Source organism: Sphingomonas sp. P4_D12 (assembly GCF_056401895.1).
This window is the reverse complement of the sequence record NZ_JBFUIL010000001.1, coordinates 137,635-163,655: the sequence shown is the minus strand read 5'-3', so window position 1 is coordinate 163,655 and position 26,021 is coordinate 137,635. Positions and strand designations below refer to the sequence as shown.

Genomic DNA, 26,021 nt, shown 5'->3' with positions numbered 1-26,021 from the left:
GCCGGAGACCCAACCCCACCCCCAACCCCTCCCCTGAAGGGGAGGGGCTTTAAGAGGGATCGCCGCGCCGCCGAGGCCTCGGGCCGGCGCGGGGAACGGATCGCTGCCTGGTGGCTTCGGCTCAAGGGCTGGCGCATCCTCGACAAGCGCGTCCGCACGCCGGCGGGCGAAGTCGACCTCGTCGCGCGCAAGGGCAATTTGATCGCGTTCGTCGAAGTGAAGATGCGCGCGACCGCGGCCGAACTCGATTTCGCGATCGACGAACGGCGGCTCGCTCGGGTAGCGGCGGCAGCCGAAGTATTGATGCCGCGTTATGCCGGGCCGGGCGACGATATCCGTGTCGACGTTATCCTGCTGGCGCCCGGCACCAGGCCTCGCCATATCGAGAATGCGTGGATCGGGTGACATAGCCGACTAATACGCTAAAGCATTAACCGTCATGCCAGCGAAAGCTGGCATCTCTGGCGGTAAAAGCCCGACGAGACCCCAGCGTTCGCTGGGGTGACGAGTAAGGAAAGAGAATCGCATGCCGCTGAATGTCGCCGTCCAGATGGATCCCATGGAGTCGATCAACATCGCCGGCGATTCGAGCTTTGCGCTGATGCTGACGGCGCAGGCGCGCGGGCACCGGCTATTCCATTATACCGCCGATGCGCTCAATTATCGCGACGGCCGTGTCTGGGCGAAGGCGCATCCGGTCACCGTCGAGCGCGTGGCCGGCAAGCATTTCAGCTTTGGCGAGCCGGTGAACCTGGATTTGGGCGACGAGGCCGATGTCGTGCTGATGCGCCAGGATCCCCCGTTCGACCTGGGCTATATCACCGCGACCCACCTGCTCGAGCGGATCGCGGACAAGACGCTGGTGGTCAACGATCCCGCCAGCGTCCGCAACGCGCCGGAAAAGGTGTTCGTGCTCGACTTTGCGCGCTTCATGCCGCCGACCTTGGTCACGCGCAGCCTGGAGGAAGCGCGCAAATTCCTCCACGAACATGGCGAGATCGTCGTCAAGCCGATCCATGGCAATGGCGGCAAGGCTGTGTTCAAGGTCGATCGCGAGGGCACCAATTTGTCGGCGCTGATCGAGGTGTTCAACATGACCTGGCGCGAGCCGCACATGCTCCAGGCGTTCCTGCCCGGCGTGGCCAGCGGCGACAAGCGCATCGTGCTGGTCGATGGCGAGATCGCCGGCGCGATCAACCGCATTCCAGGCGAAGGCGAATTCCGCTCCAACCTGGCGGTCGGCGGGTCGGCGGCGAAAACCGAGCTGACCGCAAAGGAGCGCGAGATCTGCGCCGCGCTCGCCCCAGAACTCAAAAAACGCGGGCTGCTGTTCGTCGGGATCGACGTGATCGGCGGCGAATGGCTGACCGAGATCAACGTCACTTCCCCCACCGGCATCGTCGCTATCGAGCGGCTCGACGGCGTGGATGTCTCGGCAATGATCTGGGACGCGATCGAGAAGAAGGTCGCGGCAACAGGATGACCGAGTGGTTCCTCGATGGCCTCGAACAATGGGGCTATGCGGCGATTTTCCTGTGGATGGCGCTGGAGAATATCATCCCGCCGATCCCGTCCGAAGTCATTATGGGCTTCGCCGGGATCGCGGTCGCGCATGGCAAGCTCAGTTTCGCCGGGGTGATGATTGCCGGCACCCTGGGCTCCACGATGGGCAATTATTTCTGGTACTGGATCGGCCGCAACGTGCCGCTGCAGAAGCTCAAGCCGTTCGTCGACCGCAACGGGCGCTGGCTGACGGTCAACTGGTCGGACGTCGAGCGGATCGACAATTTCTTCTTCCGCCACGGCCAATGGCTGGTGTTCGCGCTCCGCTTCGCGCCGTTCGGGCGGTCGATCGTGTCGCTGCCGGCCGGCATCTCGAAAATGCCGCGGTGGAAGTTCATCGTCTGGACACTGGCCGGAACGACGATCTGGAATGCGTTCCTGACCGGCGCGGGTTGGTATCTCGGCGCCAATTTCCGCGAGGCCGAGGGCTGGACCGGGCCGGCGGCGATCGCGATCTGCGCGGCGATTGCAGTCTGGTATGCGTGGCGCGTCGTGACGTGGAAGCCGCGGGCTTAGACTCGCGACGCCTGAAATTCCCCTCCCTGACAGGGAGGGGCTAGGGGTGGGTGCGCGCGTCTGCGCGCCTATAAAGACTCACTCATCGCTCACCAAAAAAGCGTCGGACGAGGCATCGAGCCTCGCCCGGCGCAACACCCACCCCTTGATCCCCTCCCTTTCAGGGAGGGGAAAACTGCTTCCCTCATGCCCGCGGATGCGCGTTCCGGTACACGTCGAGCAAATGGGCGGCGTCGACTGCGGTGTAGATCTGGGTCGAGCTCAGGCTGGCATGACCGAGCAATTCCTGAAGCTGGCGGAGGTCGGCACCGCGCCCCAACAGATGCGTCGCGAAACTGTGCCGCAGCGCATGTGGCGTGGTGCGATCGGCCAGTCCGAGACGGATCCGCGCCGCCTGAACGGATTTCCTGACCACGCCGGCCGATAGCTGCCCGCCCTTCGCCCCTCGAAACAAGGGCTCGCTGCGCACCACCGGCCAAGGCGACGCCGCGACATAGGTGTCGATCGCCTCGCGCACCTGGGGCAGTAACGGCACGATCCGCGTCTTGTCGCGCTTGCCGGTGACCGCCATCGCCTCGCCCAGCGGCAATATCGCGCCGGTCAGCCCGACCGCCTCGCCGATGCGCAGCCCTGCGCCATAAAGCAGCAGCAGCACCGCCCAATCGCGCGCGGCAATCCAGGGTTCGGCGGCGTCCTCGGCGACTTCTTCGGCCAATGCGATTGCATCGGCGGGCGAGACCGGACGCGGCACGCCTTTCTTGACGCGCGGCCCGCGCATCCGCGGCGACGCCTCGTCCCCCGCCGCCCATTTGAGGAAGGTCTTGACCGCCGACAGCTCGCGGGCAGCCGAGGAATTGCCCAGGCCCTGTCCACGCCGCCGCGCGAGATAGGCGCGCAAATCGGCCGCCGTCACGTGGCCGAGCGCCGCGCGATCCGCCTCCTCGCCCCAATGTTCGCCGAGAAACTGGACCAGGCGGACAGCAGTCGCCTCGTAGGCGCGGACGGTATGCGCCGAGCGCCGCCGGTCGCGCGACAGATGCTGGCCGAACTCGAACGGCAGCGCCGTCACGGGCGCCGCGCCCGTTGCTTGGCCGAGACCGATTTGATTACCAGCCGCCCCTCGCCCGCCGGATCGATCGGCGTTGCAACGCTGGCTAGGGCGGCATCGATCAGCGCGGCGACCGCCGGGCTGTTCATGCGGTCGCCGACCAGCTTGACGTGGCGAACGGTATTGCCCTCGCCTTCCAGCAGTGCTTCGGGATCGGGCAATGTCGGGCCGTTGGACAGGAACAGGCTGACCCAACGCGGATAGCCAGCGACCGAGCAGATGATCGACTGGCGCTTCTCGCTCGCCCCAAACGCGATCGCGAGCGCGTTGTAATTGTCATAGACCAGGATCGTCGCGCCCGGCAGCCGCGCCGACACCATCGCCACCGCGCGCCGGATCGTCGCCGCGACATCGGGCGTGAATTTGTCGATGAAGCCGTCGAGTTGTTCCTGCGGGGTCACCCCCTTGTTCTAGCGGGCATGGACGAACCGGAACAGGGCGGACGAAACCGGCATGCGCGAGGTTTCGCCTACGCACAGGAATCGCCATATGAGCGGCAATGTCCCGCGCTCGCGTCCTCGTCATGAACTCCGCTCTGGGTCCGCTCGATTATCGCGTGCCGCATGGCATGACGGTCGAGCCGGGGTCGCTGGTGGTCGCGCCTTTGGGTCCGCGCCAGCTGCTCGGCGTGGTGTGGGAGCCCGAGCGGATGCCGTCGGATGCCGAGGTCGGCGACAATCGGTTACGCAACCTGATCGACGTGCTGCCGGTACCGCCGCTGACCGATGCGATGCGGCGGCTGATCGAGTGGACGGCGGATTATTATCTCGCTTCCCCGGTCTCGGTGGCGCGGATGGCGCTGCCCTCCTCCTCCGCGCTCGAAGGCGCGCGGACCGTTACCGAATATCGCCCGACCGGGCATGTCCCCGACCGGCTGACGCCGCAACGCGCCCAGGCATTGGAGCGGATCGGCGACCGCCAGGGTCTCGTCCGCGAGCTGGCGACGATCGCCGACGTATCCGACGGCGTGATTCGAGGCCTGGTCAAGGTCGGCGCGATCGAGGCGGTTGAGGTCGATATCGACAGCCCCTTTCCGCTCCCCAATCCCGGCCACGACGTCCCGGTTCTGTCCGAAGAGCAGCAGCGCGCCGCCGACGCGCTGACCGCCGACGTCGCCGCGCATGCCTTCAAGCCGACTTTGCTCGACGGGGTGACCGGATCGGGCAAGACCGAGGTCTATTTCGAGGCGATCGCCTCCGCGATCCGCGCCGGGCGCCAGACCCTGGTGTTGCTCCCCGAGATCGCGTTGACCGAACCGTTTCTGCAGCGCTTCACCGCGCGCTTCGGGTGCGAGCCGGTGGCGTGGCATTCGGGGCTGCGCCAGTCGCAACGGCGGCGCGCCTGGCGCGCAATCGCTACCGGCCAGGCGCTGGTCACGGTCGGCGCGCGCTCGGCATTGTTCCTGCCTTATTCCAATCTCGGCCTGATCGTCGTCGACGAGGCGCACGAGACCAGCTTCAAGCAGGAAGAGGGCGTGCATTACCATGCGCGCGATGTCGCGGTGATGCGCGGCAAGTTCGAGGACATTCCGGTCGTGCTCGCCACTGCCACCCCGGCGATCGAGACGCGCCAGCAGGTCGAGATCGGCAATTATGCCGAAGTGAAGCTGCCCGGCCGCTATGGCGCCGCGGAAATGCCCGATATCGAGGCGATCGATCTGTTGCTGGACCCGCCGGAGCGCGGCCGCTGGATCGCGCCCAAATTGGTTAAGGCGATCGACGAGACCCTGGCGCGCGGCGAGCAGGCGCTGATGTTCCTCAACCGCCGCGGCTATGCGCCGCTGACCTTGTGCCGCGCCTGCGGGCATCGCTTCCAATGCCCCAATTGTACGGCCTGGATGGTTGAGCACCGGCTGGTCCGGCGGCTGAGCTGCCACCATTGCGGCCACGTCATGCCGACGCCGCGCGCATGCCCTGAATGCAAGGAAGAGGATTCGCTGGTCGCCTGCGGGCCAGGCGTGGAACGCATCGCCGATGAAGTGGCGGCGCTATGGCCCGAAGCGCGTACCGCCATCGTCACCAGCGACACGATCTGGTCCCCGGCCAAGGCGGCTGAGTTCGTCAACCGAATGGAAGCGGGCGAGATCGACATCGTCATCGGGACCCAGCTCGTCACCAAGGGCTATCATTTCCCCAATCTGACCCTGGTCGGGGTGATCGACGCCGATCTTGGCCTCGGCGGTGGCGATTTGCGCGCGGCGGAGCGCACCTTCCAACAGATCATGCAGGTGGCGGGGCGCGCCGGCCGCGGCGAGAAACCCGGCCATGTCTTCATCCAGACGCACGACCCCAAGGCGCCGGTGATGGAAGCGTTGGTGTCGGGTGACGCCGACGCGTTCACCGCAGCCGAGACCGAGGCGCGGCGCGAGGCCGGCGCCCCGCCGTTCGGCCGCTACGCCGCGATCGTGGTCAGTTCGGAAGATCAATCCGCCGCTTATGACATCGCCAAGCTGGTGGGCCGAACTGCCCCGCGGGTCGAGGGGATGGAAGTCTACGGCCCCGCCCCGGCCCCGCTGGCGATGCTGCGCGGCCGCCATCGCTATCGCCTGCTGATCCACGCGCGGCGCGGACTCGACGTCCAGGACGTGATCCGCGCCTGGCTCGGCGGGCTCGACTGGCCGTCCAAGGTTCGCGTCATTGTGGACGTTGATCCATATAGCTTTGTCTGATGCAGGCTCCTAGCCTCCGCGGCAAAGTCACGCGTTCTCCGGGGGATGGGATGGTACGCAAGTTATTGATGTCAGCCGCGCTTGTCGTGTCGGCATGGCCGTTCGCCGCGCACGCCGTATGGCAGGAAGCGAGTTCCACGCATTTCATCGTCTATGCCGACGACAAACCGGAGCGGATCAGGGCGTTCACCGAACGGCTGGAGAAATTCGATAAAGCGATGCGGGTAATGCGCGGCGTCCCCGACGAAAAGTTGGCCGACGCCGACCGCGTCCGAGTCTACATGGTGGGGAGCATCGGCGACGTTCGCCGCCTAGCCGGCAAGGGCATGAGCAACGTCGCCGGCTTCTACGAGACGCGAATAGGCGGCCCGGTGGCTTTCGTTCCGCGCGACGCGCCCAGCGGATCGGTGTTCGATCTCAGCGCTCAAGCCATTCTGCTGCACGAATATGCCCATCATTTCATGTTCCTGAACTGGCCGAACACGGTCTTTCCCGAATGGTTTGTGGAGGGTTTTGCGGAATTCAACGCGACCGCGTCCTTCAACAAGGACGGCGGTGTGACCATCGGCCAGCCCCCGGTCTATCGCGTCTGGTCGCTGGGGGACAGTTCGGCATTGCCGGCAGGTCGCATGTTGCAGCTCGACCCCGGCAAGCTGCGCGAGGATCAGACCGAGGCGCTCTACGGCCGCGGCTGGCTGTTGCTGCATTATCTGAGCTTCGACGAGTCTCGCAAAGGACAGTTGGCGAAGTATATGGACGCGATCAATGCCGGCAAGAAGGTCGAGGAAGCGACCAATGCGTTCGGCGATTTGAAGAAGCTCGATAGCGATATGACCGCCTATATCATGCGGTCGAGGATCACCGTCGCGACGCTGAAAGCGAGTTCGCTTCCGATCGGCGAGATCAAGCTGCGCGTCCTTTCCCCCGGCGAGGCAGCGGTGATGCCGGCACGCCTGCGCTCGACCCGCGGTGTCGACGCGTCCAGCGCGGACGAGGTCGCCGCGCTGGCAAGCAAGTTGGCGGCCCCATTCCCCAATGACGCCGGCGCGCAGAACGAGCTGGCCGAAGCCGCATTCGACGCAGGAGATTTGCCGACGGCCAAGGCGGCGGTCGAGCGCGCGCTGGCCGCCGATCCCAAGTCGATCCACGCGCTGATCTACAAGAGCATGGTGATGTGCGCCGAGTTGGCCAAGACCGAAGATCGCGACCCATCGCATTGGCGCACCGCACGGCACGGCTATATCGAAGCCAATCATCTCGACCCCGATAATCCCGAGCCGCTGACCCTCTATTACCAGAGCTTCTTCCAGGCGCACGCCAAGCCGACCAGCAATGCCGAGGACGGGCTGCTGTCGGCCTATACCGACGCCCCTTATGCCTATGAGCTGCGGATGAACGCGGCGATCATCCTGCTGCATCGCGGGGAGAAGGAGCGCGCCCGGCTGGCGCTGCTGCCGGTGGCCTATAGCCCGCATCGCGCCGGCTCGGTCAACACCGCGCTCGACGCGGTGACGGCGATCGACGCGGGCAAGATCGACGAAGCGCTGAAAGCGCTGGAGTCTAGCAAAAGCGACAAGAGCGAGGCGTCGCAGAGCTAGCGAACGAGAACAGATCGCCGGAAGCGCCGGAAAACAAACCGCCGATCGCGCATTGAAGCGCGGCGCGTTTCGTGGAAGGGCAGGCCTATGGTTCGTTTGCTTCGTCTGCTGGTAATTCTGACGGCCTTTGGCTGGGTTGCAGCTCCGTCGCTCGCCATGGCCGACGACATCGCGGCGGCCTCGCGTAGCGTCGTCCGCGTCGTGACGATCGCGATCGTCGATCAGGAAGTGGTTGGATTCGGCCATGGTTCGGGCTTCGCGGTCGGACCCAATCGGATCGTCACCAACGCGCATGTCGTCGAGCTCGCACAGAAATATCCCGACAATGTCGTCATCGGTGTGGTGCCCTCTGAGGGATCCAAATCGTACCAGGGTCGCGTCGTCGCGATCGATGCCAAGCGCGACCTGGCGCTGATCGAAATCACCGGCGCCGCGCTGCCGGTGGCGACGCTGTACACCGGCGCGCCCGACGACAGCATGGGCCTCGTCTCGCTCGGCTATCCCGGCAATGTCGACCTGGCGACCGCGCAATCGGCGGCGGATTATATCAAGCCGCTGGCGCCGGTGCGCTCCGAAGGGTCCTTGTCGGCCAGCCGCAATATCGACGGCATCAACGTGCTGCTCCACAGCGCGAGCATCTCGCGCGGCAATTCGGGCGGCCCGCTGCTCGACCGCTGCGGACGCGTGATGGGAGTCAATTCGGCGATCACGCGCGGCGAAGATGGCGATGCCAATTTCGCCTTCGCGATCGCCGAGAGCGAGCTTGCCGGCTTCCTGCGCGAGCACAGGCAGGCGTTCAACACGGTCGACATTCCCTGCATGAGCCTCGAAGCGCGGCTGAGCGCCGATGAGGCGGCGGACTCAGCGGCGCGCGAGGCGGCCGATGCGTCGCGCCGCGATTCCGCCGCGCGCGACCAGGCCAGCCGCCAACAGGCGGTCGAAGCGGCGCGGCTCAATGCCCAGCGCGCCAGCGAGAACGTCATGGCGATCTCGGCCTTGCTGCTCGTACTCGGCGCGTTGTCCGTCGGCGGCGGCGGTCTGCTCTATTCGCGCGGACGCCAGCGCGAGGCGATCTGGGCGGGATCGGCCGGCGGCGTGCTGATCGTCGCGGCGGTCATCGTCTTCCTGTTGCGGCCGAGCGAGGAGCCGATGCTGCCCCCGGGCTTTGCGGTACCCGTCGCGACGCCGACTCCGTCGGCGGCGGGCGCGAGCTCGCTGGGCAAGATGGCATGCAAGTTCCAGCCCGACCGCAGCCGCGTGACGGTGTCGGCCACCGCCGACGTCAATCTCGATTGGGGGCAGGACGGGTGCTTGAACGGCAAGACGCAATATGCCGATGACAACGGCAAATGGACGCGCGTGCTGGTGCCGAACGACGAGCAGACCGTATCGGTACTGCAATTCGACCCCGAGACGCGGACCTACACCGCCTATCGCTATTTCCTGAGCGCGGTGCAGATGGACGCCGCGCGTAAGGTGCGCGCGCAGAGCCCGCTCAAGCAATGCAGCGCCGATGCCGGCACGCGCAACAATCTGATGGTGCAACAGCAGTCGATCCGCGCCGCCTTGCCGACGACCTATAGCGAGAAATTGGTTTACGCCTGTTCGACCACGCCCTGACGGCGACGGACCCAAAGCGGGGCCATGAACCGACCGCGCCGCCACGCGACATAGAGCAGCACGAGTCCGAAGGCGGTCGCGACGACGATCGCGGGAAGCGACGCTTCGGCGCCGAACGCACCGCCGGTCAACAGGTCGGAGCCGCGAATATCGGGCCGCAGCACGCCATCCATATTTTCCCCGGAAACCGGGATGCCATACAGACCGCCCTGAGCCAGGTTCCACGCCGCATGGAGGCCGATCACTGCCCACAGCCTGCGAGTGATCATGTAGATCGCCGCCAGCATGATTCCGGCTTCGAACATGATCGCGATTCCCGCGAGCAGCGTCGCATTCGGATTATGCAGATGCAGGGCGCCGAATAGGACCGCCGACAGGACCAGCGCTGCCCAGCTTCCGAGCCAGCGCTCGACCAGTCGAAAGAACCAGCCGCGGAACATAATTTCCTCGGTCACACCCGACAGGATCGCGATCGCCAGCGCCGGGACGAGCACGCTCCAGGGATGCGTACCGATCACGCGATATCCGCCAAACACGGCAATCACACCGACGATGATCGAAAAGAGGATCAGGCCGGTCAGAAACCCAGCCCCCAATTCGGACGCCGCGCCCGGCATCGCAAACTCGCGCACCGGTTGCCCCTCCACCCAGTAGCGAAAGGCGGCATAGACGGCGATGAACAGCACTGCGACGGTGACGGCAGCGGCAAGCATACCCGCCGGACCGCTCACGGTCCCGCTGATCACCTTTCCGATCTCGCCGGTCACGATGATTGCGCAGAACGCCGTCAAGACCGCGAGAACGAGCAGCATTGCCGGGTGGCGCAGGATCCTGAGCGTCGGCGTCGATTGATCGTCTTCGTCCATGCCACCTCCGTCCGCCGCGAGCCTAGATCAACAGGTGTCTTGCGCAAGCAATTCGGATATCCGGGAATGAAAGGGAATCGGCTGGCGTCGGATGACAAGGCCGGGCGGTCGCGACGACATTGGGGAAAAGAGCGATGAAGCGACTTGGCCTGCTGGCTTGCCTGGCGTTGATCGGCGCAGCGGACACGCCCGCCTCCCCGGTGGTTATCCCGGTGACCGTGGCGCCCGCGCTGGGCGATCATTTCTCGGGGCGACTGATCGTCTTCGCCGAAAAGGCCAAGCCCGACGCCAAGCCGGCGGACGCAGTCGACTTCTCGCCGTTCGAGCCCACCGGTGCGTCGATCGCGGCACGCGAGGTGAGCGACCTCGGCCCCAAGACGATCGCGCAGATCGATGGCGAGGCCGATACCTTTCCCGCGCCGCTGTCGAGCCTGCCGCCCGGGACCTATCGCGTCCAGGCGGTGCTCGATCGCAACCGCAATTACAATTATGGCGGCCGCGATGCCGGCGATCTGGTGTCGAAGGTGGTCGAGGTGACCCTACCCGGCAAGCTACCGACGATCGCGCTCGACACCATGGTCCCGGCCGGTGATCCGACGGCGATGCTGGCACGCCTGTCGCCCAAGGAGCGGCCGCCAGTCGAAGCCGCGCTCGCCCAGCTCAAGCCAGTCGAGTTCCAAAGTACGGCGCTGACCGCTTTCCGCGGCACTCCGACATCGATCCGCGGTTGGATCGCGCTACCGCCCGACTATGACGGCAAGACGAAATTCCCCACCGTCTATTCGGACAGCGGCTTCGGCGGGACGCTCGCGTCGGAGCGGATGCAGGGCGCGCGCATTTCGGCGATGATGGACGATCATTCGCTGCCGCCGATGATCTGGGTGTTCCTCGATCATAGCGGCGCGACCGGGACCAACGAATTCGCCGATTCGGCCAATAACGGTCCCTGGGGCAAGGCGCTGACCGAGGAACTGATCCCCGCGCTCGAGCGCCAATATGCGATGGACGCCAGGCCGAGCGGGCGGTTTCTGACCGGGCACAGTTCGGGCGGTTGGTCGACGCTCTGGCTCCAGGTTCGCTATCCGAAGCTGTTCGGTGGCAGCTGGCCGACCTCACCCGACCCAAGCGACTTCCACAACTTCACCAATATCGACCTCTACGCGCCGGGCGCGAATTTCTACCGCGACGCCAAGGGCCAGCCGATTCCATTGGTCCGCGATCACGGCAAATTGATCGCGACGATGGAGCAATTCGCCCGCGCCGAGGCAGTGCTCGGCCCCTATGGCGGCCAGATCGCCTCGTTCGAATGGGTGTTCAGCCCGCGCGCCGCCGATGGCCGGCCGGCGCCGGTGTTCGACCGCGGGACCGGCAAGGTCGATCCCACCGTGGTCGCCTATTGGCGCGACAATTACGACATCGCCAATATCGTCACGCGCGACGCCGCGGTGCTGCGCCCCGACCTCGACGGCAAGATCCACCTGACCGTGGGCACTGCCGACACCTTCTATCTCGATGGTCCGGCGCATCTGCTCGAGGCAGCGATGGCCAAGGCGCGGATCAAGGCGAGCTTCACCTACCTGCCCGACAAGACGCACTTCGACCTCTATGTCCGCGGCGACGACAAGATGGCGCTGATGAAGGACAATGCCTGGGCGATGTATGCCGTGGCGCGGCCGGGAGTGAAGCGCCCGGCGCCTTAAGCTTCACTAGGGCTTTCCCCTCCCTGCAAGGGAGGGGATTAAGGGGTGGGTTGAGCGTTGGGCGGGGCTCGATGCCCCGTCCGACGCTGCTTTTCCGGGCCGCCGACGAGTTTTTGTGAGCGCGCAGACGCGCGCACCCACCCCCTGCCCCTCCCTGCAAGCAGGGAGGGGAGTTCAAAGACGTCGCTTAAGCCCGGTCGATCCGCGCCGCGAAGCATCCTGCGCGGGCATTGTACGCCTGGAGATAGGCGACGTTCGGATCCTCCAGCCACGGGTCGATCGTCTCGGCCAGGTCGCCGCCGTCCATCACGTCGCCCTTGAGCAACATCCCTTGGGCATCGAACGCGCGCAATGCGAGCAGGCGGCGGGAAAGCTGTTCGGGAACCGCGTCGCGATATTCCGCCGCTTGCTCGGCGCCTTCGCGAACGAAGATCGCGTAGCTCGCACGATAGGGGCTATCGACCGGCAAATGCTGGTAGTTGATGAGGATCAGATCCTCGCCCGGTTCGGCATCCGCCAGCGTTACGCGGCAGGGAAAACCGGGCTTTTCGTCGGCGCGGCGGCGCATCGCGCCGAACGCGGCGAGCTCGCCGTCGCTCAGGCCATAAAGCGGCTTGAACGGGGTGGGGTCGAGCCCGCGGATCACATACGCCATTACTTCACTCCTTCACGATCGAGCAGGAAGGTCTTGCGGTCGACGCCATAAGCATAGCCGCCCATCGAGCCGTCGCTGCGCAGCGCGCGGTGGCAAGGGATGACGACCGCGACATGATTGGCGCCGCACGCGCTGCCGACGGCACGCACTGCCTTGGGGTTGCCCGCGATGGCGGCGAGCTCGGCATAGGACCGCGTCTCCCCCGCGGGGATGTCGCGAAGCGCTTGCCATACTGCCTCTTGAAAGGCGGTGCCCTGGACGTCGATCGGCAGATTCTGGTCGCGATCAGGCGATTCGACCTTGGCGACGACGCGCGCGGCGAGGTCGCCGAGCGCGGCGCCTCCAGGGACGATCTCGGCCTTGGGAAAATGCTTGGCGAGATCGAGCGCATCCTCGTCGAACGAAACGCGGCACAATCCCTTGTCGGTAGCGGCGATCAGCAACTTGCCCAGGCTGGTATCGGCGATCGTCCAGCGGATCGTCACCCCTGCCCCGCCCTGCCGCCAGGCGCTCGGGGTCATGCCCAGCCGCTTGGCGCCGCCTTCGTAGAAGCGACTGGGGGCTGAATATCCAGCCTCGTAGATCGCATTGGTGACCGAGCTTTCTTCCTTGAGTGCCTGGGCAACGCGGGTGGCGCGCAGACCGCGGAGATAAGCGGCCGGCGTCACCCCGGTGGCGCGCTTGAACAAGCGGTGGAAATGGTGCGGCGCATAGCCGACCTCGGCCGCCAACTCCTCGAGCGGGATCGCCTCCTCCGCCGCTTCTAGCAGCGCAATAGCGTTGGCCACCGCGATGCGATCACGGCCAACCTCATCGGGCTTGCAGCGCAGGCAGGCGCGGAACCCAGCAGCCCGCGCGCCGGCGGCATCGCGATGGAACTCGACATTCTCGCGCCTCGGATGCCGCGCCGGGCAGCTCGGCTTGCAATAGATGCCGGTCGTCTTGACCGCGACGACGAAGCGTCCGTCATGCGCGCGGTCGCGAGCCTCGAAGGCCGCCCAGGCGGCGTCGATATCGATGGGGGTTTCGGTCGTCATGCAGCCTATGTAGGCGCCCGCGCACTTCCCCACATCCCGGCGTTTGCGGCCAAAGCGGCAACGGGATTACGCCGCCTTGGCGGGCCGATCGATCGTGTAGATCACGTGCGTCACGGGCTTGCCCGCCATCTCGGCATGATGGCGCCGATCGGTCAGCTTGCCGCCGATCTTCTCGACCGCGCGGCGCGAGCGGACATTGGTTTCGCCGATCATGAACATCACCCGCGACACGCCGGCAAAGACATGATCGAGCATCAGCCGCTTCATCTCGCCGTTATAGCGGCCGCCCCAATGCGACCGCGCGAGAAAGGTCCAGCCGATCTCCACCTCATCGGCCTCGGCGCGACCGAAATCGTAGCGGGAGCTGCCAATCACCGCCCCGCTCGCGCGGTCGATCGCGACCAGCATCCCACCCGAGGCAAGTCCATCGGCGAAGAAGCGGCGGAATACCGGCTCTTGCCAGCGATCGTGCGCAGGATGGACTTCCCAGATCAGCGGGTCGCTGGCGACCGCGAACAAGACGTCGAAATCGTCGGCGGTCGCCGGGCGAAGCTCGATCAGCTCGCCGATCAGGTGTGGCTGGCGGTCGAGCGCCATCGTCACAGCACCAGCAGGACGACGGGCACGACGACTCCGAGCCCAAACGCAATCAGCGACTTGCGACGCATCGCGCGAGTGCCCAACGCAATGGTCAGGCCGATCAGCGTGGTCGTGAACAGTCCGGTCGCGACCAGCAAGGCGAAGACCTTGAGCGGTGTAAGTCCGCCATGATCGTCATCCCCAGCTGGCCGGGCAGCGGCGGGCTTGTGCGCGGGTTCGGCCGGCCGCGGCTTGGGCCATGCCTGCTTCTTGTGGATACCTGCGATCGCCGACACCCACCCGGCAGGTGGCGGGTTGCGCGCATCCTGCCAGCCAAGCACCTGGATCAACCCGCTGAACGCGAAGAACAGGATCGCGGGGGCCAGGAAGACACCGATAAGGTGGTGCCATTGGCGCAGGCTGCGCAGCGTGGTGCCTTTCATTGTCCCGCCTTAGGCAGCGGCAGTATCGCGGACAAGCCGGATCAGGACATCAGGCGTTCGTAGAATCCGCCATAGCGGCCGGCGGGATCGACCAGGTGGATTTCGAGGATCCAGAAGCGCTCGTTGCCGTTGGGATCGGGGTCGCGCAGCCGGGTCGTGTTCTCCGGGTTGATCCGGTAGAAATCCTTGTCGCCGGGCAGATGCGCGTGCGGGAATTCGCCGACGACATGCCCGGCGATGACGCCGCCGAACCGCCAACCCGCCGCCGCCGCGCTGTCACACGCGAAAGCATAGAGATCGGCACCGGTGATGTCGGGATGCGTGTCGAACTGCGCTTTGACCTTGTCGAACTGGAGCGGGAGATCAACGACGAGGCGGATCTTGTCTGGGTCGTTGCCGACGACATAGGAGCGGCCGACATCGGCTTCCCAATCATCGAACACCGGACCGAGATCGAGGAAGACCAGATCGTCCTCGGCGATCGTCAGCACCGGCGGATTCTCGCGCGCGGTGGCGAGGCCGTTGACGCCGGCATGGACGATACGCTTGTGCCAATGCTTCTCGACCCCGAATTCGTCGCGCGCGAGGGCATAGATGTCCTGCTCGACCTCGCGTTCGGTGCGGCCCGGCGCGATCAATCCCAGCGCTTCGATCCGATCGAGCAATGTCAGCGCGATGTCTTGGGCGGCGTGAAGCTCGGCATGGCGCGCGGCGGGCGAGAGCGTGGCGTGAGTCATCGCGTGTCCAATAGGCGGTCGCACCACGCTGGGCCAGCGATCAGAGCCTATGCGCGTCGAGCCAACGGGCGATCAGTGCCTGTGCCGCCGGCGTGAACACCACTTCGTGTTCGACGCCCGGAACGACCGCGCGATCGGCAGCTGGGCGCAGCATCTTGAGCAAGGCGCTGTTCTCCGGAGGAATGGTCGTGTCGGCCGCACCGTGGATCAGCAAGGTCGGGCAGGCGATGCGGCCGATCTTGGCCGCCGTGTCGAACCGCTCGCTGACCAACAAATTGGCGGGAAGCCACCAGAAGCGGGCCGCGGCGACATGGGCGATGCTGGCATAAGGAGCGACCAGGATCAGCGCGCGGGCGCGCGCGTYGCGATAAAGTCCTTGCTCGTCAGGAATGCCGGGCGCACCGTTGAAGCCGCGGAATTCGGGCAGCACCGCGCCATAGCCCGCGGCCACCAGCGAGCGCATCGCAACCGCGCTGCCCAGCACCGAATCGCCGTTGCCGTGGAAGAACAGGATCACCGGCTTGCCAGGCTGCGGCGGATGATAGAGCAGCCGCCCGCGCAAACCGTCAGAAGTCGTGATGGTGACGTCGCGATAGTCGCTCTGATCGGGATTGACTGCCGCGGTCCCGAAATACCAACCGGGATAGATCAGCCGCCGCTGGAATGTGTAAAGCAGCCCGACGATGGCGATATAGATCAGTGCAGCCGCGGTCAGCAGCCGGATCGCGGCCCGGCGCAACCCGCGGCGCACTATTTCTTCTTGTCCTTCTGCGCCTTCATGCTCTTCGAGATGACGATCTCGGCCAGCCGCGCGCCGGGGATGAAGATGCCCGCCGCTTCGACCCCCGCATTGATCAGGAATTCGGCGTCGATCTTGTGCCCAAGGAACTGCTCGAACGTACTGCCGCCGGTCCGCGTGTCGCCGGTCACCCCGTCGAACTCGACCACCGCTTCCTTGCCCTGCCAGCGATAGCGGAAGGCGTAGACCGGCCGATAATAGAGGTCGATGTGATGGAGCGAGAGCTTCTCCTCAAGCACCTTGTCGGCCTCGATCCGCTCGATCGAGCTCGCCAGCACGTCGCGCACCAGCATCGACGCCTTGGCGGTCGGCGGCACCACCACCGCGCCATCGGCCGCCGCTTTGGCAAGGCCCGCGGCGTCGATGATCTTGGCTTCGTGCTGGACGTATTGCGCGGCGCTAGGGTCGGGGCTGCCGCTGATCGCGTCGTAATAGACTTCGCGATGGATCTCGTCGTGGCAGGTTTCGGTGCCGGTCAGCGTATAGGCGCCGGAGGTGACCTCATGCGTCTTGCCGTCGATCTCGACCTTGGTGACGTTGGCGTCGACCGCGACGCGATAGTCCTTGCGCCGCTCATAGGTCATCGTCGCGGTGCAGCCGATGCGGAAGAAGGGCTGCAACCGGCGCTCGCGATAAATCACTTCATACTCGTCGTCCTTGGGACGCGACAGGAATCCGGTGATCTTCGCCATCGTCCCGAACGCGTCGGTCCGCTTGGTCCAGGCGCGCCCCTCGGCATGGTCCATGTTGAACCGGTCGGCGAGGATCAGCACGCGTTCTTCGGCGAGTTCGACGTCCATTTGGCACCCCTATATGCACTTTTGCACACTTCCTCGCTGCATCGGTCAAGCACGGATAGGCGAAATTCGCCCTCTCGTGCCTCCTAGCCCTCTCCCGCAAGCGGGAGAGGGTTGGGTGAGGGTCTTCTTTCTTCTTCCAAGCGGCCAGTGCCAAAAAGAAGTAGCAAGAAGACCCTCACCCTCCCACCGCTACGCGGCGGCCCCTCCCTCTCCCGCACGCGGCAGAGGGGTATCGGCGCCTCATCCTAAAGCACCGGGTTGCATCCCCAGCCCCCCGATGCTAACCGCGCGCCAACCCATAGAGGGCGCCTCAGGGCTGCCCTCTTTTCGTATGGGGCCACATACCCTTTTGAAAAGGACCATCATCGCGTGGAGCAATCCGGCGGTATTCAAGCGAGCTTAGGTGGACGGTACGCAACCGCGCTGTTCGAGCTCGCCCGCGAATCGAAGTCGATCGACACGGTCGAAGCGAGCCTGGCGACGATCCGTCAGGCGCTGGCCGAATCGGCCGACTTCAAGACGCTGACCACCAGCCCGCTGATCGGCCGACTCGACGCCGCCAAGGCGGTCGCCGCCGCGGCCGGCGTGATGAAGCTCGACGCGACGACCACCAGCTTCCTGGGCGTGCTCGCGCACAACCGGCGGCTCGGCCAGTTGCCGGCGATCATCCGCGCGTTCCGCGGCCTCGCGTCGCGCTATCGCGGCGAGACCACGGCCGAAGTGACCTCCGCGCATCCGCTGAGCGCGGCACAGGTGAGCGAGCTCAAGCAGCAGCTCCGCCAGCGCGTCGGCCGCGAGGTCGCCGTTGAATTGAATGTCGACCAGTCGCTGCTCGGCGGCCTGGTCGTTCGTATCGGATCGCAGATGATCGATTCCTCGATCCGTACCCGTCTCAATACCCTCGCGCACGCGATGAAAGGCTGAAGGTTTAGAACATGGACATCCGCGCCGCAGAAATCTCGAAGGTCATCAAGGACCAGATCGCCAATTTCGGCACCGAGGCCGAGGTCTCGGAAACCGGCCAGGTGCTGAGCGTCGGTGACGGCATCGCCCGCATCCACGGCCTCGACAACGTCCAGGCGGGCGAGATGGTCGAGTTCGCCAATGGCGTGCAGGGCATGGCGCTCAACCTCGAAGCCGACAATGTCGGCGTCGTGATCTTCGGCTCGGACGCCGAGATCAAGGAAGGCGACGTCGTCAAGCGGACCGGCACCATCGTCGACGTCCCCGTCGGCAAGGGCCTGCTCGGCCGCGTCGTGGACGGCCTCGGCAATCCGATCGACGGCAAGGGCCCGATCGTCGCCGAGAAGCGCAGCCGCGTCGAGGTGAAGGCGCCGGGCATCATCCCGCGCCAGTCGGTCAGCGAGCCGATGCAGTCGGGCTTGAAGGCGATCGACGCACTCGTCCCCGTCGGCCGCGGCCAGCGCGAATTGATCATCGGCGACCGTCAGACCGGAAAGTCGGCCGTCGCGATCGACACCTTCATCAACCAGAAGACGGTCAACGCTGGCGACGACGAGTCGAAGAAGCTGTATTGCGTCTATGTCGCAATCGGCCAGAAGCGCTCGACCGTCGCGCAGCTGGTCAAGACGCTGACCGAGAACGGCGCGATGGAATATTCGATCGTGGTCGCCGCGACCGCGTCGGAGCCCGCCCCGCTGCAGTTCCTGGCGCCCTATACCGGCACCGCGATGGGTGAATATTTCCGCGACAACGGCATGCACGCGCTGATCGTGTTCGACGATCTGTCGAAGCAGGCGGTCGCCTATCGCCAGATGTCGCTGTTGCTGCGCCGCCCGCCGGGCCGCGAAGCCTATCCGGGCGACGTCTTCTATCTCCACTCGCGCCTGCTCGAGCGCGCCGCCAAGATGTCGGACGCGATGGGCGGCGGATCGCTGACCGCGCTGCCGATCATCGAGACCCAGGCGGGCGACGTGTCGGCGTACATCCCGACCAACGTGATCTCGATCACCGACGGCCAGATCTTCCTCGAAACCGATCTGTTCTTCGCGGGCATCCGTCCCGCCATCAACGTCGGTCTGTCGGTGTCGCGCGTCGGCTCGGCCGCGCAGACCAAGGCGATGAAGAAGGTCGCCGGCTCGATCAAGCTCGAGCTCGCCCAGTATCGCGAGATGGCGGCGTTCGCGCAGTTCGGCTCGGACCTCGACGCCTCGACCCAGAAGCTGCTCAACCGCGGCGCGCGCCTGACCGAACTGCTCAAGCAGCCGCAGTTCAGCCCGCTGCCGTTCGAAGAGCAGACGGTGTCGATCTTCGCCGGTACCGCTGGCTATCTCGACGCGGTACCGACGCTCGACGTGGTGCGCTACGAAGCGGCGATGCTCGCCGACATGCGTGCGAACCACGCCGGCATCCTGAAGGCGATCCGCGACAGCAAGGATCTGAAGGATGACGTCCGCGACCAGCTCAAGGCCGCGCTCGACGCCTTCGCCAAGACGTTTGCGTAAGTTCTAGCCCTCTCCCGCTTGCGGGAGAGGGTTGGGTGAGGGTCTTCTTTCTTCTTCCAGGCGGTTGAGCGAGAAGAACAAGGAAGACCCTCACCAACTCCGACTAGGCAGCAAGCTGCCAAGTCTCCGTATCCTCTCCCGCAGGCGGGAGAGGCAAAGAAGGTTACGATGGCAAGTCTTAAGGCCCTCAAGATCCGCATCGGCTCGGTGAAGTCGACGCAGAAGATCACCAAGGCGATGAAGATGGTCGCCGCCGCCAAGCTGCGCCGCGCGCAGGAAGCGGCCGAGGCCGGCCGCCCCTATGCCGAGCGGCTGGAGAAGGTCGTGGCGAGCCTCGCCTCGACCGTCACCGTCGGGCCGAACTCGCCCAAATTGCTCGCCGGCACCGGCCGCGATCAGGTTCACCTGTTCGTCGTCGCGACGTCGGACAAGGGTCTGGCCGGCGCGTTCAACACCAATATCGCGCGTCTGGCGCGCCGTCGCGCCGCCGAGCTGATCGCCGAGGGCAAGACCGTCAAGTTCTACACCATCGGCAAAAAGGGTCGCGCGGTGCTCAACCGCTTGTACCCCAACGACTTTATCCACTCGATCGAACCCGGCGCGCTCGACAAGCTCGGCTTCGCCGATGCGCGCGGCTATGCCGACGATCTGATCGCGCGGTTCGAAGCGGGCGAGTTCGACGTCGCGCATCTATTCTATTCGCGCTTCAAGTCGGTGCTGACCCAGGAACCGACCGAGCAGCAGATCATCCCGGTGTCGATCCCTGCGATCGCCGCCGACGCGACGGGCGTCAGCGCCGCGGTCGATTACGAGCCGGATGAAGAGGAAATCCTCGCCGACCTGCTGCCGCGCAACGTCGGCATCCAACTGTTCCGAGCGATCCGCGAGAATTCGGCGTCGGAGCAGGGCAGCAAGATGACCGCGATGGACAACGCCACCCGCAACGCCGGCGACCTGATCAAGCGGCTGTCGATCCAGTACAACCGCGCCCGCCAGGCCGCGATCACCACCGAGTTGGTGGAAATCATTTCGGGCGCTGAAGCGCTGTAGTGAAGAAGGGAGCGGCCCTCGTCCTCGTGATCGCGGTGTTGGCGGTCGTATGGATCTGGGCGGTTCCGGCGATCAAGATTGATAAATGTCTCGATGGCGGCGGCCGTTGGGACGATGTGACGAAGAGCTGTCAGTTCGCGACTGGCAACAGGAAGTAACAAGGAAAGACCGATGGCAACCGCTGCTCCCAAGACCAAGGCCCCGGCCAAGAAGCCGGCCGCTCCGCGCAAGGCCGCCGCGCCCCAGGCCGAGGCGACCACTGCCGCGCCGATCGCGACGACCAACAATGTCGGCGTCATCAGCCAGGTGATCGGCGCGGTCGTCGACGTGACCTTCCCCGACCAGCTGCCGGCGATCCTGTCGGCGCTCGAGACCGATAACAACGGCAACCGCCTGGTCCTCGAAGTTGCGCAGCATCTCGGCGAGAACACCGTCCGCACGATCGCGATGGACTCGACCGAGGGGCTGACCCGCGGCCAGAACGTCACCGACACCGGGTCGCAAATCCGCGTGCCCGTCGGCCCGGCCACGCTCGGCCGCATCCTCAACGTCATCGGCGAGCCGATCGACGAGCGCGGTCCGGTCAACGCCACGCAGACCTCGCCGATCCACGCAGACGCGCCGCTGTTCGTCGATCAGTCGACCGAGAGCTCGATCCTGGTCACCGGCATCAAGGTCATCGACCTGCTCGCGCCCTACGCCAAGGGCGGCAAGATCGGCCTGTTCGGCGGCGCCGGCGTCGGCAAGACCGTGCTGATCCAGGAGCTGATCAACAACATCGCCAAGGGCCATGGCGGCACCTCGGTGTTCGCCGGCGTCGGCGAGCGCACGCGTGAAGGCAACGACCTCTATCACGAATTCCTCGACGCGGGCGTCATCGCCAAGGATGCCGACGGCAATGCCGTCAGCGAGGGATCGAAGGTCGCCTTGGTCTATGGCCAGATGAACGAGCCGCCGGGCGCGCGTGCCCGCGTCGCTTTGTCGGGCCTGACCATCGCGGAATATTTCCGCGACGTCGAAGGCCAGGATGTGCTGTTCTTCGTCGACAACATCTTCCGCTTCACCCAGGCGGGCGCCGAAGTGTCGGCTCTGCTCGGCCGCATCCCGTCGGCGGTGGGCTATCAGCCGACCTTGTCGACCGATATGGGTGCGCTCCAGGAACGCATCACCTCGACCAACAAGGGCTCGATCACCTCGGTCCAGGCCGTGTACGTCCCCGCGGACGACTTGACCGACCCGGCGCCGGCGACCTCGTTCGCCCACTTGGACGCGACGACCGTGCTCAACCGCGCGATCTCCGAGCTCGGCATCTATCCGGCGGTCGATCCGCTCGATTCGACCAGCCGCGTGCTCGAACCGCGGATCGTTGGCCAGGAGCATTACGACACCGCGCGCGCCGTCCAGTCGACCCTGCAGAAGTATAAGTCGCTGCAGGACATCATCGCCATCCTGGGCATGGACGAGCTGTCGGAAGAAGATAAGCTGACCGTGTCGCGTGCGCGCAAGATCCAGCGCTTCCTCAGCCAGCCGTTCCACGTCGCCGAGGTGTTCACCAACATCCCGGGCGAGTTCGTCCAGATCGAGGACACGATCCGCTCGTTCAAGGCAGTGGTGAACGGCGAGTATGATCACCTGCCGGAAGCGGCCTTCTACATGGTCGGCGGCATCGACGGCGCGATCGCCAAGGCCGAGAAGATGGCCGCGGAGGCGTAAGGCTACTGCAAACCTTCTCCAGAGGGAGAAGGATACGAAGGCTTGGCAGCTTGCTGCCTAGCCGAAGTTGGATGAGGGGACCCGCTCTCGATAGGGTGATCCCCTCACCCAGCTCCGACTAAGGCCCTGACGGGCCTAAGTCTGCGCAACCATCGGGCTGTCCCGCCGGGTCAACGATGCTCCCAGCATCGTTGAGAAATTCCCGGGGGGAATTTCGGCCCGGCGGAACAGCCCGATCCCGACGGGAGAGGGAAAACAGGACAAGGCAATGCTGCATTTCGAACTCGTCACGCCCGAAAAGCTGCTCCGCTCGGAGGAAGTCTATCAGGTCGTCGTGCCCGGCACCGAAGGCGATTTCGGCGTGCTGGAAGGCCATGCGCCTTTCATGTCGACGATTCGCGACGGCAATCTGGCGATCTATCGCGCCGACAAGACCGAGCCCGAGCTGGTGCCGATCAAGGGCGGATTCGCCGAGGTGTCGGCAACCGGCTTGACGGTGCTGGCTGAGCAGGCGGGGTAAGGCTCGGCGCAGGGAAATAGCCGCAGCTATTTCCCGCCCGGCGACAAGCCCGGCCGGCCTCGCATAGCGAGGACCGACGACGCGGCCTTGCCGCGGCGCTCCATTCCCAAGTTAGAATTAACGGCTCGGCGAAAGCTGGCGCCTTATTGTTGCAGTCCCAAAGCTGCTTGAGATCCTAGCTTTCGCTGGGATGACGAAAAAGCCTCAACTCCCGAGTTGCCGCTTGTACCGCCAGCGAAACGCCTTGGTCCCGTCCATCAGGCTGGTTTCCGCCGCCAGGTCCATCCCCTCGCGCCAATAGCGGATACGTTGCGGATAATCGTGCCGCGGGTTGGCGAAGACGATCTCGCGTGACCCTGACGATAGTTCCGGAAAAGCGACCCGCGGCGCGCCCTTGGGCGAGCCGTAGAAGACGAGCCTGCCGTCCGGCCCACGCTCGATCTGCATCGCTTCCCATGATCGGAGGTCGTCGCCGCGCCCATTGCGGCCGCTCCCCAGCATGTTGCCGGCGCGCGGGCTCGTCCAGCATTCCTCGGTCCAGTTGGGGCCTTTCTGCTCGCTCCAGCATCCGGTGAGCCAGCCCGGCATCGCCGGCACCGGCGCCGATCCGGCCCCCGTCGCCAGCAATGCCAGTCCGAGCAATATCGTTCGACGCATCCTCGCCTCCCCGTTGTCGCCAAGCCCAGCTTAGCCCGGCATCGCCTTGGTTAGGAAATTGTCAAAGCTTAGCCCCTACGAACCGGACCTGACCATGAAGGATCGAGGGGCATGAGCGCGTTCGGACGCCGTAATGGATTGGGTGCCGGGCAGGCTGCAAGGCCGGCCTTCGGCGTGGCGCGTCCGATGCAAGGTGGCGGCGCCCAGCCCGCCGCCGATGCTGCCGAGCAGTTCCCACCGCTTCCCGATACGAGCGAGATCGACGCCGATCTGCCGGGCAATATGCCGGGCAGCAACGGCGACGCGATGGCGCGCCTGACCGAACGCCAGAATTCCAGTGGCGAAGCCGCCGGGATGAAGGCGGAAGGGTTCGAGGCATCGGTCCACAAGATCAAGGAACAGGTGCTGCCGCGCCTGCTCGAACGCGTCGATCCGGAAGCCGCCGCCACGCTCAACAAGGACGAGCTGGCCGAGGAATTCCGCCCAATCATCGGCGAGGTGCTCGCCGAGCTCAAGCTAACGCTCAACCGCCGCGAGCAATTCGCGCTCGAAAAGGTGCTGGTCGACGAATTGCTCGGCCTTGGCCCGTTGGAAGAACTGATCGCCGACCCCGATATCAGCGATATCATGGTCAACGGTCCTAACCAGACCTTCATCGAAAAGAAGGGTCGGCTGGAAATCGCGCCGATCCAGTTCCGCGACGAGGAGCATCTGTTCCAGATCGCGCAGCGCATCTGCAACTCGGTCGGCCGCCGTGTCGACCAGACCACGCCGCTGGCCGACGCCCGCCTCAAGGACGGCAGCCGCGTCAACGTGATCGTCCCGCCGCTCAGCTTGCGCGGCACCGCGATCTCGATTCGTAAATTCTCCAACAAGCCGATCACGCTCGACATGATGGCGGGCTTCGGCTCGATGTCGCAGAAGATGGCGACCGCGCTCAAGATCGCGGGCGCGTGCCGGTTCAACGTCGTCATCTCGGGCGGTACCGGCTCGGGTAAGACGACGATGCTCAACGCGCTGTCGAAGATGATCGACCCGGGCGAGCGCGTGCTGACGATCGAGGACGCGGCCGAACTCCGGCTGCAGCAGCCGCATTGGCTACCGCTGGAAACGCGCCCGGCCAATCTCGAGGGCCAGGGCGAAATCACCATCCGCGACCTCGTCAAGAACGCGCTGCGTATGCGGCCGGATCGCATCATCCTCGGCGAAATCCGCGGGTCGGAATGTTTCGACCTGCTCGCCGCGATGAACACCGGTCACGACGGATCGATGTGCACGCTCCACTCCAACAGCCCGCGCGAATGCCTGGGCCGTATGGAGAACATGGTGCTGATGGGCGACATCAAGATTCCCAAGGAAGCGATCAGCCGCCAGATCGCCGATTCGGTCGACATGATCGTCCAGGTGAAGCGCTTGCGCGACGGCAGCCGCCGCGTGACCAACATCACCGAGGTGATCGGCATGGAAGGGCCGGTCATCGTGACGCAGGAATTGTTCAAGTTCGAATATCAGAGCGAATCGGCCGACGGTAAGATCGTCGGCGAATATCGCGCGATGGGGTTGCGCCCCTACACGCTGGAAAAGGCGCGCCAGTTCGGGTTCGACCAGGCCTTCCTCGAAGCCTGCCTCTGAGCTTCTGCCTACGATACCGATGAACCGTCAACAACGCGGTTAATAGGCATTTTACCCCGTATCCGCGGGGTCGCGACAGGTATAAGCGGGGGGCATGCGCCGCCGCATGCTGCCCTTGCTGATGTTCGCCGCTTTGCCGCTCGGCGCGGCGATGCCGCCGGCTATGCCCGCGCCGCAGCCCGAACGCGTCGTATTGTCACTCGATGCCGAGGCGCAATGGGTGCCGTTCGAACTGACCCCCGGCAACCAGATTCAATTCCAGATGACGGTCGATGGCCGTCCGGTCGCCGCGATTCTCGACACCGGGTTCAGCCTGTCCGTCGTGTCGCGCCGTTTCGCCACCCGCGCCGGATTGAAGGTCTCTGGCGGCGGCGAAGGCGTCGGCATCGGCGGCACCGTCGCGATGGGCCAGATCAACGGGCGCATCTTGGCGATCGGCGGACTGACGCGCAGCGGCGGGCGGCTCGGCGTGCTCGACTTGCCCGGCGGCGCGACCGGCAACGGCACGACGATCGACGCGGTGATCGGCAGCGACCTGTTGCGCCGCTACGCGCTCGATATCGACTTCGCAGCACAGCGTTTCCGCTTGCTGCCGAGCGGCCGCCTGCCCTTTGTTGGCCAGACCGCGCCACTGGCGATGGCCTTGCGCGACCAATTCTATGTCAGCGAGATGTCGATCGACGGCACAAGGCTGCGTCCGATGATCGTCGACACCGGGGACGGCGCGACGATCACCATGTCGGACGAGGCGTGGAAATCGGTCGGCGGCGTCAAGCCGACCACGACCACCACCATTTCGTACAGCATCGCCGGACCGGTCACGTCCGAGCTGACGGTGCTGCCCGCGGTCCGCGTCGGCGAGACGATGGTGCGCGATGCCGAGGCGCGCATTGAGCCGGGCCGCGGCTTTTCCGCGCAGATGGGCGCGGCGGGGCGGATCGGTCTGGGCTATCTCCAGCGTTACCGCGTGCTGCTCGATCCCGGCGCGGGCAGGATGGTGATGGCGGCCGGCGCCGATGTCGACCGCCCGCCGCTGCGGTCGACCAGTGGATTGCTGCTCGGCTTCTATAGCGATCGCCTGCGCGTCCTCCACGTCATGCGCGGCAGCCCGGCGGCGAGCGCCGGCTGGCAAGCGGGCGACCAGATCTGCAGCGTCGATGGCCAGCCGATCACCGCCAATTACGCCAGCGAGCCGATCTCGACCTGGTCGGTCGCCGACCCGGGGCGAATCGTACGTCTGGGCATTTGCGGCGGCGGCGAGCGCAAGCTGAGGCTGGAGCGCTTCTATTGAGCGC

General features: G+C 65.5%; 25 protein-coding genes. 14 read left to right on the top strand and 11 right to left on the bottom strand.

Going from position 1 to position 26,021, the window contains the following annotated elements; genetic code table 11:
• Positions 1–33 precede the first annotated feature (33 nt).
• The 3 genes from AC1DSD_RS00755 (at position 34) to AC1DSD_RS00745 (ending at position 2,079) form a co-directional block, all read left to right on the top strand.
• Positions 34–405: a YraN family protein gene (locus AC1DSD_RS00755; RefSeq protein WP_478028231.1), complete on the top strand. Its 372-nt coding sequence runs from the start codon at positions 34–36 to the stop codon at positions 403–405.
• 121 nt (positions 406–526) lie between these two features.
• Positions 527–1,483 carry a glutathione synthase gene (gene gshB, locus AC1DSD_RS00750; protein ID WP_478027709.1) on the top strand — a complete coding sequence of 319 codons (957 nt, stop codon included), beginning with the start codon at positions 527–529 and terminating at the stop codon, positions 1,481–1,483.
• The gene (locus tag AC1DSD_RS00745) at positions 1,480–2,079 is read left to right on the top strand and encodes a DedA family protein (protein ID WP_478027708.1); all 600 of its coding nucleotides are present in this window, start codon (positions 1,480–1,482) and stop codon (positions 2,077–2,079) included. The genes gshB and AC1DSD_RS00745 overlap by 4 nt, the downstream gene beginning before the upstream one ends.
• Positions 2,080–2,263: 184 nt before the next feature.
• Here the strand turns inward: AC1DSD_RS00745 and AC1DSD_RS00740 are convergent, their stop codons facing one another.
• Both AC1DSD_RS00740 and AC1DSD_RS00735 read right to left on the bottom strand, forming a co-directional pair.
• Positions 2,264–3,148 carry a tyrosine recombinase XerC gene (locus tag AC1DSD_RS00740; RefSeq protein ID WP_478027707.1) on the bottom strand — a complete coding sequence of 295 codons (885 nt, stop codon included), beginning with the start codon at positions 3,146–3,148 and terminating at the stop codon, positions 2,264–2,266.
• A complete protein-coding gene (locus AC1DSD_RS00735) occupies positions 3,145–3,588 on the bottom strand; it encodes a hypothetical protein (RefSeq protein WP_478027706.1) in 444 nt (147 codons plus the stop codon). The genes AC1DSD_RS00740 and AC1DSD_RS00735 overlap by 4 nt, the downstream gene beginning before the upstream one ends.
• 98 nt (positions 3,589–3,686) lie before the next feature.
• On the opposite strand from AC1DSD_RS00735, the gene AC1DSD_RS00730 reads away from it, so the two are divergent.
• From AC1DSD_RS00730 to AC1DSD_RS00720, 3 genes are all read left to right on the top strand, one after another.
• On the top strand, positions 3,687–5,855 hold the full coding sequence (locus tag AC1DSD_RS00730) for a primosomal protein N' (RefSeq protein ID WP_478027705.1): 2,169 nt from the start codon (positions 3,687–3,689) through the stop codon (positions 5,853–5,855).
• A 68-nt stretch (positions 5,856–5,923) separates the two neighbouring features.
• A complete protein-coding gene (locus tag AC1DSD_RS00725; protein ID WP_478027704.1) occupies positions 5,924–7,453 on the top strand; it encodes a tetratricopeptide repeat protein in 1,530 nt (509 codons plus the stop codon).
• An 87-nt stretch (positions 7,454–7,540) separates the two neighbouring features.
• Positions 7,541–9,073 carry a S1C family serine protease gene (locus AC1DSD_RS00720; RefSeq protein ID WP_478027703.1) on the top strand — a complete coding sequence of 511 codons (1,533 nt, stop codon included), beginning with the start codon at positions 7,541–7,543 and terminating at the stop codon, positions 9,071–9,073.
• On the opposite strand, the gene AC1DSD_RS00715 is transcribed toward AC1DSD_RS00720, so the two are convergent.
• Positions 9,049–9,939, bottom strand: a complete 891-nt coding sequence (locus AC1DSD_RS00715) for a lysostaphin resistance A-like protein (RefSeq protein WP_478027702.1) — start codon at positions 9,937–9,939, stop codon at positions 9,049–9,051. The two genes, AC1DSD_RS00720 and AC1DSD_RS00715, sit on opposite strands and share 25 nt — an antisense overlap.
• A gap of 134 nt (positions 9,940–10,073) precedes the next feature.
• Here AC1DSD_RS00715 and AC1DSD_RS00710 point away from each other — a divergent pair, with 134 nt between their 5' ends.
• Positions 10,074–11,639, top strand: coding sequence for an alpha/beta hydrolase (locus tag AC1DSD_RS00710; protein ID WP_478027701.1), 1,566 nt, complete (start codon positions 10,074–10,076; stop codon positions 11,637–11,639).
• A 187-nt stretch (positions 11,640–11,826) separates the two neighbouring features.
• Here AC1DSD_RS00710 and AC1DSD_RS00705 read toward each other — a convergent pair whose 3' ends face one another.
• From AC1DSD_RS00705 to AC1DSD_RS00675, 7 genes are all read right to left on the bottom strand, one after another.
• A complete protein-coding gene (locus AC1DSD_RS00705) occupies positions 11,827–12,294 on the bottom strand; it encodes a DUF1203 domain-containing protein (protein WP_478027700.1) in 468 nt (155 codons plus the stop codon).
• On the bottom strand, positions 12,294–13,331 hold the full coding sequence (ada, locus tag AC1DSD_RS00700) for a bifunctional DNA-binding transcriptional regulator/O6-methylguanine-DNA methyltransferase Ada (protein ID WP_478027699.1): 1,038 nt from the start codon (positions 13,329–13,331) through the stop codon (positions 12,294–12,296). Before ada ends, AC1DSD_RS00705 begins: the two co-directional genes overlap by 1 nt.
• A 66-nt stretch (positions 13,332–13,397) precedes the next feature.
• Entirely contained in the window at positions 13,398–13,928 is a 531-nt protein-coding gene (locus AC1DSD_RS00695; protein ID WP_478027698.1) for a GNAT family N-acetyltransferase, read from the bottom strand.
• Between the two features lie 2 nt (positions 13,929–13,930).
• The gene (locus AC1DSD_RS00690; RefSeq protein WP_478027697.1) at positions 13,931–14,353 is read right to left on the bottom strand and encodes a hypothetical protein; all 423 of its coding nucleotides are present in this window, start codon (positions 14,351–14,353) and stop codon (positions 13,931–13,933) included.
• A 41-nt stretch (positions 14,354–14,394) separates the two neighbouring features.
• Positions 14,395–15,090 carry a M24 family metallopeptidase gene (locus tag AC1DSD_RS00685; RefSeq protein ID WP_478027696.1) on the bottom strand — a complete coding sequence of 232 codons (696 nt, stop codon included), beginning with the start codon at positions 15,088–15,090 and terminating at the stop codon, positions 14,395–14,397.
• A 40-nt stretch (positions 15,091–15,130) separates the two neighbouring features.
• Positions 15,131–15,841, bottom strand: a complete 711-nt coding sequence (locus AC1DSD_RS00680) for an alpha/beta hydrolase (RefSeq protein ID WP_478027695.1) — start codon at positions 15,839–15,841, stop codon at positions 15,131–15,133.
• The gene (locus AC1DSD_RS00675; RefSeq protein WP_478027694.1) at positions 15,841–16,689 is read right to left on the bottom strand and encodes a hypothetical protein; all 849 of its coding nucleotides are present in this window, start codon (positions 16,687–16,689) and stop codon (positions 15,841–15,843) included. Before AC1DSD_RS00675 ends, AC1DSD_RS00680 begins: the two co-directional genes overlap by 1 nt.
• Positions 16,690–17,058: 369 nt before the next feature.
• Between AC1DSD_RS00675 and AC1DSD_RS00670 the strand changes: the two genes are divergently transcribed.
• The 5 genes from AC1DSD_RS00670 to AC1DSD_RS00650 all read left to right on the top strand — a co-directional run bounded on the left by AC1DSD_RS00670 (position 17,059) and on the right by AC1DSD_RS00650 (position 22,437).
• A complete protein-coding gene (locus tag AC1DSD_RS00670; RefSeq protein ID WP_478027693.1) occupies positions 17,059–17,613 on the top strand; it encodes a F0F1 ATP synthase subunit delta in 555 nt (184 codons plus the stop codon).
• A gap of 11 nt (positions 17,614–17,624) precedes the next feature.
• A complete protein-coding gene (gene atpA / locus AC1DSD_RS00665) occupies positions 17,625–19,154 on the top strand; it encodes a F0F1 ATP synthase subunit alpha (protein WP_478027692.1) in 1,530 nt (509 codons plus the stop codon).
• 168 nt (positions 19,155–19,322) lie between these two features.
• Positions 19,323–20,204, top strand: coding sequence for a F0F1 ATP synthase subunit gamma (locus AC1DSD_RS00660; protein ID WP_478027691.1), 882 nt, complete (start codon positions 19,323–19,325; stop codon positions 20,202–20,204).
• 270 nt (positions 20,205–20,474) lie between these two features.
• Positions 20,475–21,917, top strand: coding sequence for a F0F1 ATP synthase subunit beta (atpD, locus tag AC1DSD_RS00655; protein WP_478028229.1), 1,443 nt, complete (start codon positions 20,475–20,477; stop codon positions 21,915–21,917).
• 268 nt (positions 21,918–22,185) lie between these two features.
• A complete protein-coding gene (locus tag AC1DSD_RS00650; protein ID WP_478027690.1) occupies positions 22,186–22,437 on the top strand; it encodes an ATP synthase F1 subunit epsilon in 252 nt (83 codons plus the stop codon).
• Between the two features lie 204 nt (positions 22,438–22,641).
• Here AC1DSD_RS00650 and AC1DSD_RS00645 read toward each other — a convergent pair whose 3' ends face one another.
• The gene (locus AC1DSD_RS00645; RefSeq protein WP_478027689.1) at positions 22,642–23,094 is read right to left on the bottom strand and encodes a DUF6265 family protein; all 453 of its coding nucleotides are present in this window, start codon (positions 23,092–23,094) and stop codon (positions 22,642–22,644) included.
• A gap of 111 nt (positions 23,095–23,205) precedes the next feature.
• On the opposite strand from AC1DSD_RS00645, the gene AC1DSD_RS00640 reads away from it, so the two are divergent.
• Together AC1DSD_RS00640 and AC1DSD_RS00635 are read left to right on the top strand one after the other, a co-directional pair.
• Complete coding sequence (locus AC1DSD_RS00640) at positions 23,206–24,726, top strand: CpaF family protein (RefSeq protein ID WP_478027688.1); 1,521 nt, start codon at positions 23,206–23,208, stop codon at positions 24,724–24,726.
• Positions 24,727–24,820: 94 nt separating this feature from the next.
• A complete protein-coding gene (locus AC1DSD_RS00635) occupies positions 24,821–26,017 on the top strand; it encodes an aspartyl protease family protein (protein WP_478027687.1) in 1,197 nt (398 codons plus the stop codon).
• The last annotated feature ends 4 nt before the right edge of the window (positions 26,018–26,021 follow it).